This window comes from Massilia solisilvae (assembly GCF_024753215.1).
In the GTDB taxonomy this organism is placed as follows: domain Bacteria; phylum Pseudomonadota; class Gammaproteobacteria; order Burkholderiales; family Burkholderiaceae_D; genus Telluria; species Telluria solisilvae.
Window position 1 is genome coordinate 97,903 of record NZ_JANUGV010000005.1, and the last position, 15,031, is coordinate 112,933.

Consider the following 15,031-nt stretch of genomic DNA (forward strand, 5'->3'; position numbering starts at 1 on the left):
ATGGACAAGAGCAAATGGATTACCGTGGCTGCATGCCTGGCGCTGACGGCCGCCGCCTACATCGGCTCGACCGGCCTGTTCTACACGCAGTTCCGGCCGATTCGCAACTATGACCTGGTCGCCTTTGCAGGTTCCTGGCTTGGCCTGATCGCCATGCTGATCCGCGACAAGAAGCACGCGGGCTGAGAACGCTGCCCAGCTTGCGACCACGATAACAAGGAGACGCTTCATGGAAACGAACCGCAGGAAGTTCGTCAAGCTGTCGGCCCTGATGGCCGCGGGCTGGGCCGCCAACCCGGCCTGGTCCTTCCCTGGCCAGGCCGGCGCACCGGGCGCCGGCCCGCTGCCGGATGCGATCTACGCGCTGGTGGATCACTGCCGCAACACGCGCTACGAGGCGCTGCCGGCCGAGGTCGTGACAGCGACCAGGACCCAGATCCTGGACACGGTGGCGGTCACGCTGCCGGCGCTCGGCGCCGACGGCATTCGCCAGCTCTACGAGGTCAGCCGCGAGAGCGGCGGCCGGGGCGAAAGCCGCGTGCTCGGCACGGATGTGCGCCTGCCGCTCGAAACGGCGGCGCGCCTGAATGCGGCGATGGCGGCGGCCCTGGAGTTCGACGACACCTACGAGCCGGCGCTGATGCACGCTTCCTGCGTCACCATCCCGGTGGCGTTGGCGGTGGCCGACTTCACCGGTCGCGTCAGCGGCAAGGAGCTGATCGCCGCGGTCGCCGCCGGCACCGACGCCGCCTGCCGCCTGTCGCGTGCCGGCTCGCCCGGCGTGTCGCCCTTCGTGGTCGGCTGGGACCCGACGCCGATGTACGGCATCCTGGCCGCCGCGCTGGTGGCCGGGCGCCTGATGGGATTGACGCGCGAGCAGATGGTCGCGGCCGTCGGCCTGGCCTACCACCAGCTGTCGGGCAACGCCCAGGCCGCGGTGGACGGCACCGATGCCAAGCGCCTCGGGGCCGGCTTCGCCGCCTACGGCGGGGTGTTGTCGGCGCGCCTGGCCAAGCGCGGCGTGATTGGCACCGATCATGTCCTGCAGGGCGTGAAGGGATTGTTCAAGCAATACCACGGCGGAAAATACTCCGAAGAAGCCTTGCTCGGCGGGCTGGGCAGCCGCTTTGCCGGGCTGGACATCGCACCGAAGCCCTACCCTTGCTGCCGGGGCGGGCATGTGGCCATCGATGGCATCCTGGAGCTGGTCAAGGCCAACGACCTGAAGGCGGGCGACATCGAGTCGGTGACGATCTACAGTCCGCCGGCCGAGATGATGCTGCTGGGCGCGCCGCTGGAAAAGAAGCGCAACCCGCAGACCATCGTCGAAGCCCAGTTCAGCAACCCGTGGATGGCCGCCGCGGCCATCCAGGACCGCGCGGTCGGGCTGCGCCACTTCTCCGCAGCGGCGCTGCGGCGCGCCGACCTGCGCGCGCTGGCCGGGCGCGTGTTCACGGTGGAGGACAAGAGCCTGGTGCGTCCCGACGGCGGGCCCGGCTTTGCGCGCGTGGAACTCGTGACGCGCGCCGGCAAGAAGCTCGACAAGCTGGTCAAGTTTGCCAAGGGCGATCCGCGCAACCCGATGACGCCGGACGAATACCGGGACAAGGTATTCGAATGCGCCGACGCGGCCGGGATGAAGCGTGCCCAGGCCGAACGGCTGGTGGCGCGGTTCCGGCAGCTGGAAGCGGAGCCCGACGTCGCCGCCCTGAACGCCGCGCTGGCGATCGGGTAGCAGGCAATTGAATGCACAGTGGGTAGATATGATAATGTTCGGGAGCAATGTTACGAACGGATCCATGCTGGCGACACTTTTCAATCGCGTGGCCAGGCCGTGTCGCCCGGCGTCGCGCCCATCGGCTTTCCTGACCCGCCTTATTGTCCCGCTGTTTGCCTCGTGCATGCTGGCATGCGCGGCGGCGGCGCAGCCGGCAGTGCACGAGCTCGACATCGCCGACTACCGTGCCTATCTGCCGGAAGACCATCCGGCACGCCAGGGGATGCGCCGGTTCGCGCAACTGGTCGAGGCCACGTCCGGCGGCACGCTGCGGGTGCGCGTGCGCGCCGATGCCTTGCCCGGTTCGCCGGCCAAACAGCTGGCGGCGCTGCGGGCGGGCGCCGCGGGCGCACCGGCCCTGATGCTGGTGGCCGGCACCGGCCTGGCGGGGCTCGCCAGGCAATTCGAGCTGCTCGACCTGCCGTTCCTGGTGCGTGACGAGCAGCAGGCGGACGCCTTGCTCGATGGCCCCTTCGGCGCCGCCCTGCTGGCGCGCCTGGCCCCGGCCGGCCTGGTTGGCCTGGGATGGTGGGAAAACGGCTTTCGCCAGATCACCAGCTCGGGCGCGCCGATCCGGCGTGCCGAAGACCTGCGCGGCCTGAAGCTGCGCGTGATCGGCGAACCGGTCTTCCTCGACGCCGCGCGCGCGATGGGCGCCGATCCGGTCCCCTTGCCGTTCGGGGAACTGTACGAGGCCCTGAAGACGCGGCGCGTCGATGCGCAGGACAACTTCACCTCGCAGATCCTGGTCGGCCGCCTGCATGAAGTGCAGTCCGCGCTGACCCTGACCAATCATTCCTACAGCGCGCTGGTGCTGGTGGCCAACGCCGCGGCCTGGAACAGCCTGAGCCCGCAGCAGCAGCGCAGCGTGCAGGCGGCGGCGCTCGAGGCCGGACAATTCCAGCGCCGCGTGGCCCGCGAAGACGCGCGCCGCGCGCGCGAAAAACTGGAACAACTTGGCATGACCGTCAACACGCTGGCGCCGTCCGCAGTGGAACAATTGCGCGCGCTGACCGCGCCCATGCGCCAGCGTTACTTCAGCCAGCACCAGGTCGCGCTGTGGCAGCTCTACCAGCAGCAGGCCGGCGCGCAATGACCAGGCAATAACGTCCCATATCCCGCAACCACATCAAGAGCTTTTACAAACAGGAGACATCGCGTGACCCAGGACCAGAAACCCAACCAGGCAGGCCCGCAACCAGGAGGCACCCCCAATGATCAGCGATAAGAAACTGAACGCCATCTCGGTGGCCGCCGGCTTGCTGCTGACCGCCTACGTGGCGCAAGACCTGCACTTCAATCCGCGCTGGTATGGCGACAAGGGGCCGGGCGTCGGCCTGATGCCGCGCGCGGTCGTCGCCGGCTACATGGACGTCGCCTATGGCAAAGGGCAGGTCGCCGAGGCGGCCAAGCTGTACTACACCAAAAAGACGGTCGACGTGACGCCGGACGCTCCCTACCGCAGCGACTCGGCGCCGTTGCACTCGACCGTGCGCCAGGTCATCGCCGAAGGCCTGAACGTCGTGGTCCACCATTGCGTGGAAGCCAGCGCCGGCCTGGGCGCGCAGGAAGTGGTCGACATGTTCCGCACCAACAACGGACGCATCGTCTGGCGCAAGACCATTGCGCAGCCCGTGAACGGAGCGACCTGCGCCGCCAGCGGCCTGGCCAAACGGGTCGATCTCGGGCTCAAGCCCGTGGCGGGCTGAGTGCGGCGGGGCCCGCGTCTTGCCGGCAGGCAGGGCGCTCGACTACAACAATCGTATTGGAGACAAGCATCATGGCAGTGACCAACCGTGCCGCCATCGGCACCACCACCAACAAGCTCGACCTTTGGTTTGTCGGCAAGCTCGTACTGATCTTCTTTCGCATCATGCTTGGCGCCTGGATGATCGTCAGCGGCTCCAGCCACCTGCTGTCGGTGTTCGGCTATCCGCCGATCTTCCCGCAGCCGCTGGGCAACATGCACCCGTCGAACGTGATGCTGGTGGCGCTCATCGAAGTCGGCCTGTTCGATATCGTCAAGACCATCGAGCTGGTCGTCGGGCTGTGCCTCGTATTCAACGTCTTCGTGCCGCTCGCGCTGGCCGTCGCCTTGCCGGTCTCGTACATGGTGTTCCATAACTCGATCGCCCTGAACTTCCGTTACGACCGCATTTTCAGCACCTACATGGCGGTCTGGTGCCTGTACATGAACGTGATCCTGTTGCTGGCGCATCTCCGCTATTACCTGCCGATGCTCAAGATGCGCGCACCCATGGGCAAGCTGGAGGATTTCAAGATGCTCCCTTCCATTTTCAGCGACCCGGAACAGGAAGCGGGCAAAGGTACGCGCTGAAGGCGCGCTGCGGACCAGCCCGCGGCGGCGACGCCGCGGGCTGACGCGTGTGTAGATTTTCAATTCACTTACTTGCGGAACTAACATGGTTGACCATTCCAACCCGGCTCAGATGGCCAAGAGCAGGCGGCGCGCCGTCCTTGCGAGCTACCTCGGCACCACGCTCGAGTATTATGATTTCCTGCTGTACGGGGTTGCTGCAGCGCTGGTGTTCCCGCACATTTTCTTCGTCAGCCTGAACCCGATGCTCGGCACCATGTCGGCCTTCGCGACGCTGGCGGTGGGCTACTTTGCGCGCCCGCTCGGCGCGATCGTGTTCGGCCATTACGGCGACCGGCTGGGGCGCAAGAAGATCCTCATGATCACCTTGCTGATGATGGGCAGCGCCAGCGTGCTGATCGGGCTGCTGCCGGGGTTCCAGCAGATCGGCGTCATGGCGCCGGTCCTGCTGGTGGTACTGCGCCTGGTCCAGGGTTTCGCCATCGGCGGCGAATGGGGCGGCGCCACCCTGATGTCGATGGAGCACGCCAAGCCCAAGGGACGCGGACTGGCGGTGTCGATCGTCGCCTCGGGCGGCCCCAGCGGCGCTTTGCTGGGGACGATGGTGATGGGGGCGTTCTCCAAGTTGCCCAACGAAGAATTCCTGGCCTGGGGCTGGCGTGTGCCCTTCCTGCTCAGCGCGCTGCTGCTGGTGCTCGGCATCGCGATCCGGATGAAGCTGGACGAAACGCCGGAATTCGAGGAAGGACGCAAGAAGCGTCTGGCTGCCGGCACCAAGGTCAGCGTGCTGCCGATCGTGACCGTGTTCCGCCACAATCGCGCGCAGGTGCTGTCCGGCGTGATCGGCGGCCTGGCGCCGCTGGCTTTCGCCACCTTTGGCGCGGCCTTCCTGCTCAATTATGCGGTCGTCACCGGGCATAGCCGCACCAATGCCTTGCTTGCCATGACGGTGGCCAATTTCCTGCACATCTTCACGATGCCCTGTTTCGGCGCACTGTCCGACCGTCTCGGCCGGCGCCCGCTCCTGATCACTGGCGCGGTCCTGGGCGCGGTGCTGACCTGGCCGATCTTCCTGCTGGTGAACCAGGGCAGCCTGGGCGCCCTGGTGCTGGCGCTGGTGCTGGCGCTGCCCCTGATCCAGGCGATGCTGGGTGGTCCCGTGAATACCTGGATGGGCGAGAAGTTCGCGGCCGACGTGCGCTACAGCGGCATCGCGGTGACCTTCCAGATGGCCTCGACCCTTGGCTCCGGCCTGGCGCCGATGATCGCATCGGGCCTGCTGGCCATGCGCGGCGGAACCGACCCGGTGCTCGTGGCCGTCTTCTTCGGCGGTCTGTGCGTGATCAGCGCCATTGCCTACTTCTTCAGCGCGGAGCGCTTCGACCAGGAGCTGCCGGTGTACACCGCCGGCACGGAAGAAGCGCAGGAAGCTGCCCGCAAACTGGGCGCCGCGGAGACCAACGGGGCCAGGTAATCCAGCGCGCCTGCGCCATGTTCCAATGGTGACAATCGGGGGGCCCGCTGCGGTTGCGCAGCGGGCCCCTTGCTTTTGCGGCCCCGCCTGCTTTGCCCCGGCGCCCGGCAGGAAGACCTTGCCCACCCGGCTCAGATGAAGGGCACAAAAAAATCGCCGGGCACAGGGCCCGGCGTCAAGGAGGAAACAGGAATGGCCGCGGCGCGGCCTTGTGGGAACTACAGGTCCAGCACCAGGCGCTCGCCCTTGGCGCGCGAGCAGCACGCCATCATCGACTTGTTGCCGGCGCGCTGGGCCGGCGTGAGCACCTCGTCGCGGTGGTCCACCTCGCCTTCCAGCACGCCCACTTCGCAGCAGCCGCAGATGCCCGCTTCGCAGGAGGAGTCGACGGCGATGCCATTGCTGGTCAGTACTTGCAGCAGGGTCGAGCCGGTCGGCACGCGCAGCTCGATCCCGCTGCGCGCCAGCGACACGACGTAGCCGTCGCCGCCGGTGGCGATCGGCTGGGCCGCGCCGAAGCGCTCCAGGTGGACCGTCTCCGGCGGCCGGCCCGATGCGGCCGCTTCATAGGCGGCCAGCATCGGGGCCGGACCGCAGCAATAGAAGTGCGCCTGTGCCGGCGCAGCGGCGACGATCGCGGCCATGTCCAGCACGGTGTTGGCCTCGTCGTCCACGTGCAGGTGCAGGCGCGCGCCGAAACGCGCCAGTTCGGGCAGGAAGGCCAGGTCGGCGCGCGAACGGCTGGCGTACCACAGCTCGAACGAGGCGCCGATCTGCTCGAGGCGTTCGGCCATGCACAGGATCGGCGTGATGCCGATGCCGCCGGCGATCAGGACCGTGTGTGCGGCCTGCTCGTCCAGCGGGAACAGGTTGCGCGGCGCCGACAGCTCGACCAGCGCGCCGACCCGCAGTTGCTCGTGCATGTAGCGCGAACCGCCGCGGCTGTTGGGGTCGCGCTTGACGCCGATGACATAGCGCGTGGGCGCCGCGCCGGCGTGCAGCAGCGAATACGAGCGGGTGATGCCGTTGGCCAGGTGGACGTCGACGTGGGCGCCGGCGCTGGCCGCGGGCAGCGGTGCGCCGTCCGGGCGCGCGAATTCGTAGACCAGGATGTCGCCGGTCGCGTAGGCGATCGACTGCAGGCGCAGCTGGAGCCGGGCGTGGCCGGCGGCGGGAGTGGGCGCGGCGGACATGTCAGTTCCCGCTCGCGCGCACGGCCACCGCCATGGCGCCGACGCCTTCGATGGCGCACTCGATGAGGTCGCCCGGCAGGACCTGGCCGACCCCGGCGCAGGTGCCGCTCATGATGATGTCGCCCGGGTACAGGGTGTAGTAGCTCGAGGCCCAGGCAATCTGCTCGGCGATCCCGATGATCATCTCGGCGGTGTTGGCCTGCTGGCGCGGCGTGCCGTTGACGGTGAGCCGCATGCCGAGCCGTTGCGCATCGGCGATCTCGTCGGCGGTGACCAGCCAGGGACCGAGCACCGAATAGCTGTCGACCGACTTGCGCAGCGACCGGTCTTCCGGCCCGCGCACCGTCATGTCCAGTGCGATCGCGTAGCCGGCAACGTAGGACAGGGCCTGGTCCAGCGGCACATTGGCCGCCGTCTTGCCGATCACCACCCCGAGCTCGAGCTCGTGGTGGGTGAGGCGCTGCGGGAAGCGCAGCGCCACGCCTTCGGCCGGCCCGACCAGGCTGCTGGCCGCCTTCAGGAACAGGCCCTGTTCGCGGATCGGGCCTTTGTAGCGGTCGGTGAAGGTGGCCTGGTCGGCATTCGCCTCGGCCACGTGGTCGGCGTAGTTGACCGGGACGCCGATGATCTTGCCCGGGTTGGCCACCGGGCTCAGGAAGCGCGCTTGCGCCACCGGGATCGACGCGGCGCCCGGCAGCAGGCGCTCGATCGCGGCGCGCAGCGTGTCCAGGTTGGCGCACAGCAGGTCGCCCGGCGCGGCCGGGTAGCGCGCTGCAGGCAGCGCCTCCAGCGCCGCGCTGACATCATGGACCTTGCCGTCGACGATGGCGCCCAGCTGTTGTTGGTTGTACCAGCAGATTTTCATGGTGTTTCTCTTTCAGGTGAAGCGTGTCAGGGAGCGGGCACTGCCTGGACCTCTTCCGACAGCAGGCCGAGGCGGCGCAGCACGTCGGCGTCGGACACGATGAACAGCTGCGCTTCGCCCTCGCTGTGGTGCGAGACCCAGTGATGCTGCGGCAGCGTGAAGGTGTCGCGCGGGCCCCAGGCGATGGTCTGGTCGCCGACACGGGTTTCTCCATGGCCTTTGACCACCGTGCATACCTGGTTGGCGTTGGTGCGCGCCGGCAGCGTGCGCACGCCGGCGTCGAGCTGCAGCATCGCGGTGTCGAGCAGGGGAATCGCGCCGCGGCCGTTCAGCGGATTGGCGTAGCGCACGCGGCGCGCGCCGTCGGGCGAGCACGGCGCGTGCTGCAAGGCGCGCACCGCGTCCGCATACGGGTAGCGAAACACCGGCGAGTGGTCGCGGCCGCCGCAGATGGCTTGCGGCACGATGTTGGGCGAGCCGAAGGCCGCGTCCGGCATGGTCACCGGCGGCGGGTCGATCGGCCCGGGCTGGAACACGACCGTGCCCGCGTGCATGTGCAGCGGCACGTCCAGCACGTCGAGCCAGACCACCGGTTCGCCGCCGTCGTGCCGGTGCTCGTGCCAGCACATGCCGGGGGTGAGCACCAGGTCGCCGAATTCCATCGGGCATTCCTTGCCGTCGACCAGGGTGACTGCGCCCTTGCCCTCGAGCAGGAAGCGCAGCGCGTTCATGGTGTGGCGGTGCGGACGCGCCGTCTCGCCGGGCAGCAGGCATTGCAGGGCGGCGAGCACGCTGCCGCAGGTGAATTCATCGGCCAGCGACCTGGCATGCGGGCTGAGCATCTGCAGCACGCGCCGCTGGACCACGGCCGGCGAGGTCTCCTGGAAGGCCAGGTCGACCAGCGGGCGGGTTTCCGCCCAGCGCCAGATGTGGGCGGCGAGCGGAGCGGGCGGCGGCTTGTGGGCGTTGGGGCTGTCCCACAGCGGCGCCAGATGGGCGGCATGCCACTGGGCGTAGGAGTCGGGTTTGGGCTGGCTCATGGCGGCGCCTTACAGTTTGAAGGATTCGAAGGTGCCCGGATGGAACAGGTCCTCGGGCGTCACGCGGCGCGACGACAGTCCCTGCCGGTGGTGGTGGTCGAAAAAGTGCTCCAGCACGTGGCGGTTGCCCTCGATGCCGTAGGACCAGAAGTCCTCGCCCATCAGCTCGCGCGCCTCCTTCAGGCGCTCTTCGGCAAACGGCAGGGTGATCTTGGTGGCCGAGGTGTCGCCCAGGTGTTCCAGCGCCAGGTGCTTGGACTGGTTGAAGGCTTTGAACACCGCGCCCGGCAGCCAGGGATGCTTGTCCGCCAGCGTGCGGCGCACGCCGAGGATGTGCATGATCGGGAAGATGCGGGTGCGGCGGTAGTAGTCCTTGGCGGCGGCCACCGGGTCGGGGTACAGCCAGCCGATGTGCGGGGTGCCCGGTGCCACGTCCGGCGGGCGCGGCGCCACATAGGCGTCGATCTCGCCCTTGGCCAGCAGGCTGGAAATCGTCTCGCCGTCGGGCGCGTCTTCCAGCCTGACGTCGTCCGGCAACGCCAGCTTGATCTTCTCCGGCCGCCCCGCGTGCGAGATGCCGCCGCGCACCCAGGTCACATCCGAGGGCGCCACGCCGTGGTCGTCCTGCAGGAACGAGCGTACCCAGACATTGGCCGTCAACTGGTATTCGGGCAGGCCGATGCGGCAGCCGCGCAGGTCTTCCGGGCGCTTGATGCGATCGGTGCGCACGTAGATGGCCGTGTGGCGGAAGGCGCGCGACAGGAACACCGGCACGCCGACATAGGGCAGGGTGCCGGCGGCGGCCTTGACGGTCGAACTGGAGAGCGACAGCTCGCAAATGTCGAATTCCTCGGCGCGGAACGCGCGGAAGAAGATCTCTTCCGGTGCCAGCGTCATGAAGACGGGATCGACGCCATCGATCTGGACGGCGCCATCGATCAGGGGACGGCAACGGTCGTAGTTGCCGATGGCCACAGAGAGCTGCAGTTTGTTCATGTGTTTCCTTGACGTTGAGGCAGGGCCGCGCGAGCTGGCATCGCGCGCCGCTGTGGCGGCCGCTTGTCCCGGCACGCAGAGCCGGTGGGTGACGCTATTTTTTGTGATCGTGGCAAGCGGAGCAACGCGAAAACCGCCATTTCAGCTATGCTGCCGCGGCATCAATGTGCGCCGCCGCAGCAGGGGCGGGCCGCGGCGCCGCCAGCGCGCCGGCGCCGCTGGCCGGCAGCCTTGCCCTGCAGTGAGTTTTCTTGCAATATCCCGTCTTATCATTTCTATTCGCTGTCAGCCGAGCGCCCACCCGACCATGTCCATCACGAACCGTCCCCGCCGTTCCGGAGAACATCGCACCAGCGCCGCCTCGCGCGAGCGCATCCTCGACGCTGCCTTCGAGGTCATCTGCGACGAGGGGTATAGCGGCGCGACCATGGCCAAGGTCGCCAAGAAGGCCGAGCTGCCGGTGGGGAGCGTGTACTGGCATTTCGAGAACAAGGACTTGCTGCTGGCCGCGCTGATCGAGACCAGCTTCGAGCGCTGGCATGCCCAGGTCGCGTCATCCCACCGTCCCGTGCCGGGCGAGACCTTCGAACAGCATATCGGGCGCGTGTTCGGCACCACCGGCGCCGGCCGCCAGTACGACGCGGCCGACTTCTGGCGCCTTGGCGTCATCCTGGCGGTGGAAAAATCGGTGCGCGAGCAGGTCGCGCGCGAGCGCTTCCTCAAGATCCGCCAGTTGCAGCGTGCCGAGATCGCGTCCTGGTGGCGCAACATCCTCCCTCCGGCGCTGCTCGAGCACGATCCCGACCTGCCGGAACGCCTGAGCGGTTTTACGCTGGCCCTGCAGGACGGCAACGCGATCGCTGGCGCCTCGGGCGAATCGATCCAGGCGTTCCGTCCGATGCTTGCCTCGAGCCTGGTGCACCTGGTCGGGCAGGCCCAGGCGGAGCTAGCCACCGCGGCCGCTTCCGGCCCGGCGCGCAAGCGCCGCAAGGCCGCGCTGGCCAAGGCCTGACGTCCCGGCGCCGGTCGCGGCGCCGCCTTCCTTCCCCCCGCCCGCGGCAGCTTGCCGCAGCTGGTAACGCGCGTCCGCAGCCGCACGACAGCTGTTGCTTCGTCAAAAATAAAATATTGATTCTAGAACGGGCATTCAGCTAATATGTGTTACCACGCTGGCGCAGGCATTGCCATGATGTAGAGCAAGGACAGGGGTGAAAACATTGAAAACACCTCTCGATGCGCCGAGCGGGCTATCGATATTGATGCTGAAATGGAGGAAGACGTGGCGATCGTGACCGAAGAAAACACAAGCAAGCGAATCAGGACCAAGAGCTGGGACATCCACTATCACGAGGCGGGCCAGGGCCATCCGCTGGTCCTCGTGCACGGTGGCGGGCCGGGCGCATCGGCCTGGAGCAATTACAACCCCAATATCGCCACGCTGGCCAGGAAGTACCGCGTGCTGGCGATCGACCTGCCCGGCTGGGGCAAGTCGCAGGCGGTCACCTACGACAAGCGCGACAACAGCGGCGCGCTGGCGGAGTTCCTCGAGGCCCTCGGCATCGGCCAGGCGGCTTTCGTCGGCAACTCGATGGGCGGTTCGTCCTGCATCCGCCTGGCCTACGAGCGGCCGGAACTGGTATCGCACCTGATCACGATGGGTTCCTCGGCAGGCGTGCCGGGCATCTTCGATCCGGCCGGCCTGAGCGAAGGCGTCAAGGCGCTCGAAGCGGCCTACTTCAACCCGTCGATCGAGACCATGCGCAAGTTCGTCGAAGGCATGGCGTTCGACACCCGCCATGTCACCGACGAACTGCTGGCCGAACGGGTGCAGGCCGCGCTGGCGCGTCCCGACCACATCGAAGGCTGGAAGAGCGGCCACGGCAAGCCGATGGTCAGGCTCGACCCGCAGCGCGTGGCCACGATCACGGCGCCGACCCTGCTGATGCACGGCCGTGACGACCGTACGGTTCATTTCAATTCGGCCCTGGTGCTGGCCCGCACCATCGCCAACTCGCGCGCCTACATCGTCAACCGTTGCGGCCACTGGGTGCAGCTGGAACACACCGACGAGTTTAACCGCGTGATCGATTCCTTCATCGAGGGCAACCCGGTCGCCGCCAAAGCGGCCGCCTGAGCGACAGGCCGGCGCCCCGGCAGGCTGGCGCCGTCGTTGAATCAATATTCCAGAGCCTAGGCTCAATAAAAATGGGAGACACTGGTGATCAAGTCACTTGCTTATCTTGGAGTAAATTCCCCCCACTATGAGGAGTGGGAAAGTTTCGGCCCCGAGGTGCTGGGCGTGCAACTTGCCGGACGCGGACCGGACGGCGCCGTACACCTGAGGCTGGACGAGGCGGCACACCGCATCACGATCCACCCGGGCCCGCACAACGCGATCGCCTACATCGGCTGGAGCGTGCAGGACGAGGCCGCCGCGAAGGCCATCGCCGGCCGGGTCGTGGCCCATGGCATCGAAGCGACCCGCGCCAACGCCGCGGAATGCGCGCAGCGCAAGGTCGAGGGCTTTTACTGGTTCAAGGATCCGTCCGGCTTTCGCCACGAGCTGAGCTGGGGCCAATACCACACGGTTGCGGCGTTCCAACCGGGGCGGCCGATCTCGGGCTTTCGCACGGGCGAGCAGGGCCTGGGCCACGTGGTGCTCGCAGTCACCGACCTGGACGAGGGCGACCGCTTTTACCGCGAGGTGATGGGTTTTCACCCCTCGGACACGGTGCGCGATGGCCCGCTCGAAGCGCATTTCTATCACATCAACGGGCGCCATCATTCGCTGGCGATCAGCGCCTTGCCGAACCGCGAAGTGGCGTTCCTGCACCTGATGGTCGAGGTGAACTCGCTCGACGACGTCGGCCATGCGCACGACCTGTGCGAGCAGCGTGCGATTCCCATCACGACCACCTTGGGCCGGCACAGCAACGACCACATGATTTCGTTCTACATGTACACGCCGTCCGGCTTCCGCCTCGAATATGGCTGGGGCGGCCTGGAGGTCGATCACGATCTCTGGGTGCCGCGCACCTACGACAAGCCCAGCAGCTGGGGCCATCGGCGCCAGCACAAGGAGCTGACCGCCCTGAAGCTGAACGAGCCGGCAGCGCGCTGAGCGCACCTGCGCAGCAAGCAAGAATTTTCCCCGGCCGCGCCTGCAGCCGGGGGTGACTCACAACATCAACGAATCCATCGTGAAAGAGGAGTGCACCATGCATCCGGTACGAGAAAACATCATTGGCAACATCGATCGCTTCATCAACGAAGAAGTCCCGAGCAACGAACTGGGCCGCGTGACGGACGAAGGCGCAAGACTGATCCGCGACAGCGGCATGGTACGCATGCTGCAGCCCAAGCAATACGGCGGCTTCGAGGCCGATCCGCGCGAGTTCTACCAGGCCGTGATTGAACTGGCGTCGAAGGCGTCGTCGCTGGGCTGGGTCGGCTCGGTGGTGGGCGTGCACCCGTTCCAGTTCGGCCAGGGCGACCCGCGCATGCAGGAAGAAGTGTGGGGCCAGGACCACGACACCTGGACCGCTTCGCCGTACGCCCCGATCGGCCGGGCGCGCCGCGTCGATGGCGGCTACATCCTGAGCGGACAATGGCCGTTCTCGTCGGGCACCGACCACTGCAAGTGGGCAGTGCTGGGCGGACTGGCCGAGAGCGAGCACGGCCCGGCCGGCGAATTCACCGTGCTGACCCACTTCGTGCTGCCGCGCGCCGACTACGAGATCCTGCAGGACTCGTGGAACGTGATGGGCCTGTCCGGCACCGGCAGCAAGGACGTGCTGGTGAAGGAAGTTTTCGTCCCCGCGTATCGTACCTACAACGTGCAGGACCTGAACGATTGCGTGTACGCCGCGCGCAACCGCCCGGACAGCCCGTTGTACCAGATCCCGTTCGATTTGTTCTTCCCCGGCGCGATCACGGCCGCCACGCTGGGCATCGCCGCCGGCGTGGTCAACCACTTCGCGGAATACACCGGCGGGCGCGTCACCCGGATGGGCGTGAAGCAGACCCAGAACCCGTACCACATGGCCTCGCTCGGCGCCGCGCTGGCCGACATCGACGCCTCGCGCAACCATGTACTGGGCGAGATCGGCGAGATTTACCAGCTGGTCCGGGCCGGCGGCAAGGTGACCAAGGAAATGAAATACAAGGCCCGGGTGAACCAGGTGCGCGCCGTGCGCCGCGCCGCCGAGGCGGCCGCCGAGGTGTTCAAGCACGCCGGCGGCAACGCCAGCCGCGTCACCAACCCGATCCAGCGCTGCTGGCGCGACTTGTCGGTGGCCATGGGGCACGCCTGCAACGTCGACGATCCGGTCTATGCGGCCTTCGCCGGTTCGCTCTACGGCATTCCGGTTCCGCGCGGCGTGGTCATCTGACCGGCAGGCCGGTCCGGGGGCGCCGCCGGCGCCCCCGGCAACCATTCCAATGCTTACCTCAATGGATCAACAATTCGTTCAACAGGTCCAGGCCGATGTCCGGCGCGCTCTCGAGGAAGACGTCGGCAGCGGCGACCTGACCGCGGCCCTGGTGCCGGCCCGGCAAACCGCGTGCGCCACGATCGTCTGCCGCGAGGACGCCGTGCTCTGCGGCCAACCCTGGGTCATGGAAACGCTCAGGCAGGTCGCGCCCTCGGCCCTGGCGCAGTGGCGCGTCGCCGAGGGCGGGCGCTGCACGCCCAACCAGGTCGTTGTCGAGATCAGTGGCAACGCGCGCGACTTGCTGACGGCCGAGCGCACCTGCCTGAATTTCCTGCAGACGCTGAGCGCGGTGGCGACCAATACGGCGCGCCATGTGCAGGCCGTGGCCGGAACGGGAGCGGCGATACTCGACACGCGCAAGACCATTCCCGGCCTGCGCGTGGCGCAAAAGTATGCGGTGCGCTGCGGCGGCGGCAGGAACCACCGCATGGGCCTGCATGACGCCATCCTGATCAAGGAAAACCACATCGCCGCCGCCGGCAGCCTGACCGCGGCCTATGCGGCAGCCTTGCACTGCGGCCAGCAGGCCAGCTTCATCCAGGTGGAAGTCGAAACCCTGGGCCAGCTCGAGGAAGCCCTGAGTGCCGGGGTCAAGATGGTGCTGCTCGACAACATGCCACTGGAACGGATTCGCCAGGCCGTGCGCCTGGCGGCCGGGCGCTGCAGCCTGGAGATCTCCGGTGGCGTGACCCTGGCGCGCTTGCCCGAGCTGGCCGCAACCGGGGTCGATCGCATTTCGGTGGGCGCCCTGATCAAGGACATCCGCGCGATTGATTTTTCGATGCGTTTCGCGGCGGCGCCGGTGCAGGGGGCGCATTCGCCCGCCTTGCCTGCCTGAGCCGCCGCGCTCGCCCG

At 67.5% G+C, this 15,031-nt stretch carries 15 protein-coding genes; 11 read left to right on the plus strand and 4 right to left on the minus strand.

All coding sequences use genetic code 11. The annotated features are described in order from the left end of the window. The 6 genes from NX773_RS17200 (at position 1) to NX773_RS17225 (ending at position 5,589) form a co-directional block, all read left to right on the plus strand. The gene (locus NX773_RS17200; RefSeq protein WP_258857531.1) at positions 1-186 is read left to right on the plus strand and encodes a hypothetical protein; all 186 of its coding nucleotides are present in this window, start codon (positions 1-3) and stop codon (positions 184-186) included. A 43-nt stretch (positions 187-229) separates the two neighbouring features. Then, positions 230-1,735, plus strand: a complete 1,506-nt coding sequence (locus NX773_RS17205; protein ID WP_258857532.1) for an MmgE/PrpD family protein — start codon at positions 230-232, stop codon at positions 1,733-1,735. A gap of 64 nt (positions 1,736-1,799) precedes the next feature. Further along, positions 1,800-2,873 (plus strand): DctP family TRAP transporter solute-binding subunit, encoded by a 1,074-nt coding sequence (locus tag NX773_RS17210; protein WP_258857533.1) that lies wholly within the window; start codon positions 1,800-1,802, stop codon positions 2,871-2,873. Positions 2,874-2,991: 118 nt separating this feature from the next. Beyond that, positions 2,992-3,486, plus strand: coding sequence for a hypothetical protein (locus NX773_RS17215; RefSeq protein WP_258857534.1), 495 nt, complete (start codon positions 2,992-2,994; stop codon positions 3,484-3,486). 71 nt (positions 3,487-3,557) lie between these two features. Continuing rightward, entirely contained in the window at positions 3,558-4,115 is a 558-nt protein-coding gene (locus tag NX773_RS17220) for a DoxX family protein (RefSeq protein ID WP_258857535.1), read from the plus strand. Between the two features lie 85 nt (positions 4,116-4,200). Further along, positions 4,201-5,589 carry an MFS transporter gene (locus NX773_RS17225; RefSeq protein WP_258857536.1) on the plus strand — a complete coding sequence of 463 codons (1,389 nt, stop codon included), beginning with the start codon at positions 4,201-4,203 and terminating at the stop codon, positions 5,587-5,589. Positions 5,590-5,807: 218 nt separating this feature from the next. Here NX773_RS17225 and NX773_RS17230 read toward each other — a convergent pair whose 3' ends face one another. From NX773_RS17230 to NX773_RS17245, 4 genes are read right to left on the minus strand one after another with little or no spacing between them, the layout of a single operon-like run. Beyond that, positions 5,808-6,782: a PDR/VanB family oxidoreductase gene (locus NX773_RS17230; RefSeq protein WP_258857537.1), complete on the minus strand. Its 975-nt coding sequence runs from the start codon at positions 6,780-6,782 to the stop codon at positions 5,808-5,810. A gap of 1 nt (position 6,783) precedes the next feature. Then, the gene (locus NX773_RS17235) at positions 6,784-7,647 is read right to left on the minus strand and encodes a fumarylacetoacetate hydrolase family protein (protein WP_258857538.1); all 864 of its coding nucleotides are present in this window, start codon (positions 7,645-7,647) and stop codon (positions 6,784-6,786) included. A gap of 26 nt (positions 7,648-7,673) precedes the next feature. After that, the gene (locus tag NX773_RS17240) at positions 7,674-8,687 is read right to left on the minus strand and encodes a cupin domain-containing protein (RefSeq protein ID WP_258857539.1); all 1,014 of its coding nucleotides are present in this window, start codon (positions 8,685-8,687) and stop codon (positions 7,674-7,676) included. A 9-nt stretch (positions 8,688-8,696) separates the two neighbouring features. After that, positions 8,697-9,683, minus strand: coding sequence for a substrate-binding domain-containing protein (locus tag NX773_RS17245; RefSeq protein WP_258857540.1), 987 nt, complete (start codon positions 9,681-9,683; stop codon positions 8,697-8,699). Positions 9,684-9,990: 307 nt separating this feature from the next. Between NX773_RS17245 and NX773_RS17250 the strand changes: the two genes are divergently transcribed. The 5 genes from NX773_RS17250 to nadC all read left to right on the plus strand — a co-directional run bounded on the left by NX773_RS17250 (position 9,991) and on the right by nadC (position 15,014). Beyond that, positions 9,991-10,695, plus strand: coding sequence for a TetR/AcrR family transcriptional regulator (locus NX773_RS17250; RefSeq protein WP_258857541.1), 705 nt, complete (start codon positions 9,991-9,993; stop codon positions 10,693-10,695). A 267-nt stretch (positions 10,696-10,962) separates the two neighbouring features. Beyond that, positions 10,963-11,817 carry an alpha/beta fold hydrolase gene (locus NX773_RS17255; RefSeq protein WP_258857542.1) on the plus strand — a complete coding sequence of 285 codons (855 nt, stop codon included), beginning with the start codon at positions 10,963-10,965 and terminating at the stop codon, positions 11,815-11,817. A gap of 84 nt (positions 11,818-11,901) precedes the next feature. After that, entirely contained in the window at positions 11,902-12,804 is a 903-nt protein-coding gene (locus NX773_RS17260) for a VOC family protein (protein WP_258857543.1), read from the plus strand. A gap of 97 nt (positions 12,805-12,901) precedes the next feature. After that, positions 12,902-14,074, plus strand: coding sequence for an acyl-CoA dehydrogenase family protein (locus tag NX773_RS17265; RefSeq protein ID WP_258857544.1), 1,173 nt, complete (start codon positions 12,902-12,904; stop codon positions 14,072-14,074). Positions 14,075-14,135: 61 nt separating this feature from the next. Then, on the plus strand, positions 14,136-15,014 hold the full coding sequence (nadC, locus tag NX773_RS17270; protein WP_258857545.1) for a carboxylating nicotinate-nucleotide diphosphorylase: 879 nt from the start codon (positions 14,136-14,138) through the stop codon (positions 15,012-15,014). The last annotated feature ends 17 nt before the right edge of the window (positions 15,015-15,031 follow it).

Coding starts and splice junctions, on each gene's coding strand:
- NX773_RS17245 (WP_258857540.1), bottom strand. CDS start 9,683: ATGAACAAACTGCAGCTCTCTGTGGCCATCGGCAACTACGACCGTTGC.
- NX773_RS17205 (WP_258857532.1), top strand. CDS start 230: ATGGAAACGAACCGCAGGAAGTTCGTCAAGCTGTCGGCCCTGATGGCC.
- NX773_RS17210 (WP_258857533.1), top strand. CDS start 1,800: ATGCTGGCGACACTTTTCAATCGCGTGGCCAGGCCGTGTCGCCCGGCG.
- NX773_RS17265 (WP_258857544.1), top strand. CDS start 12,902: ATGCATCCGGTACGAGAAAACATCATTGGCAACATCGATCGCTTCATC.
- NX773_RS17215 (WP_258857534.1), top strand. CDS start 2,992: ATGATCAGCGATAAGAAACTGAACGCCATCTCGGTGGCCGCCGGCTTG.
- nadC (WP_258857545.1), top strand. CDS start 14,136: ATGGATCAACAATTCGTTCAACAGGTCCAGGCCGATGTCCGGCGCGCT.
- NX773_RS17220 (WP_258857535.1), top strand. CDS start 3,558: ATGGCAGTGACCAACCGTGCCGCCATCGGCACCACCACCAACAAGCTC.
- NX773_RS17240 (WP_258857539.1), bottom strand. CDS start 8,687: ATGAGCCAGCCCAAACCCGACTCCTACGCCCAGTGGCATGCCGCCCAT.
- NX773_RS17230 (WP_258857537.1), bottom strand. CDS start 6,782: ATGTCCGCCGCGCCCACTCCCGCCGCCGGCCACGCCCGGCTCCAGCTG.
- NX773_RS17200 (WP_258857531.1), top strand. CDS start 1: ATGGACAAGAGCAAATGGATTACCGTGGCTGCATGCCTGGCGCTGACG.
- NX773_RS17235 (WP_258857538.1), bottom strand. CDS start 7,647: ATGAAAATCTGCTGGTACAACCAACAACAGCTGGGCGCCATCGTCGAC.
- NX773_RS17225 (WP_258857536.1), top strand. CDS start 4,201: ATGGTTGACCATTCCAACCCGGCTCAGATGGCCAAGAGCAGGCGGCGC.
- NX773_RS17250 (WP_258857541.1), top strand. CDS start 9,991: ATGTCCATCACGAACCGTCCCCGCCGTTCCGGAGAACATCGCACCAGC.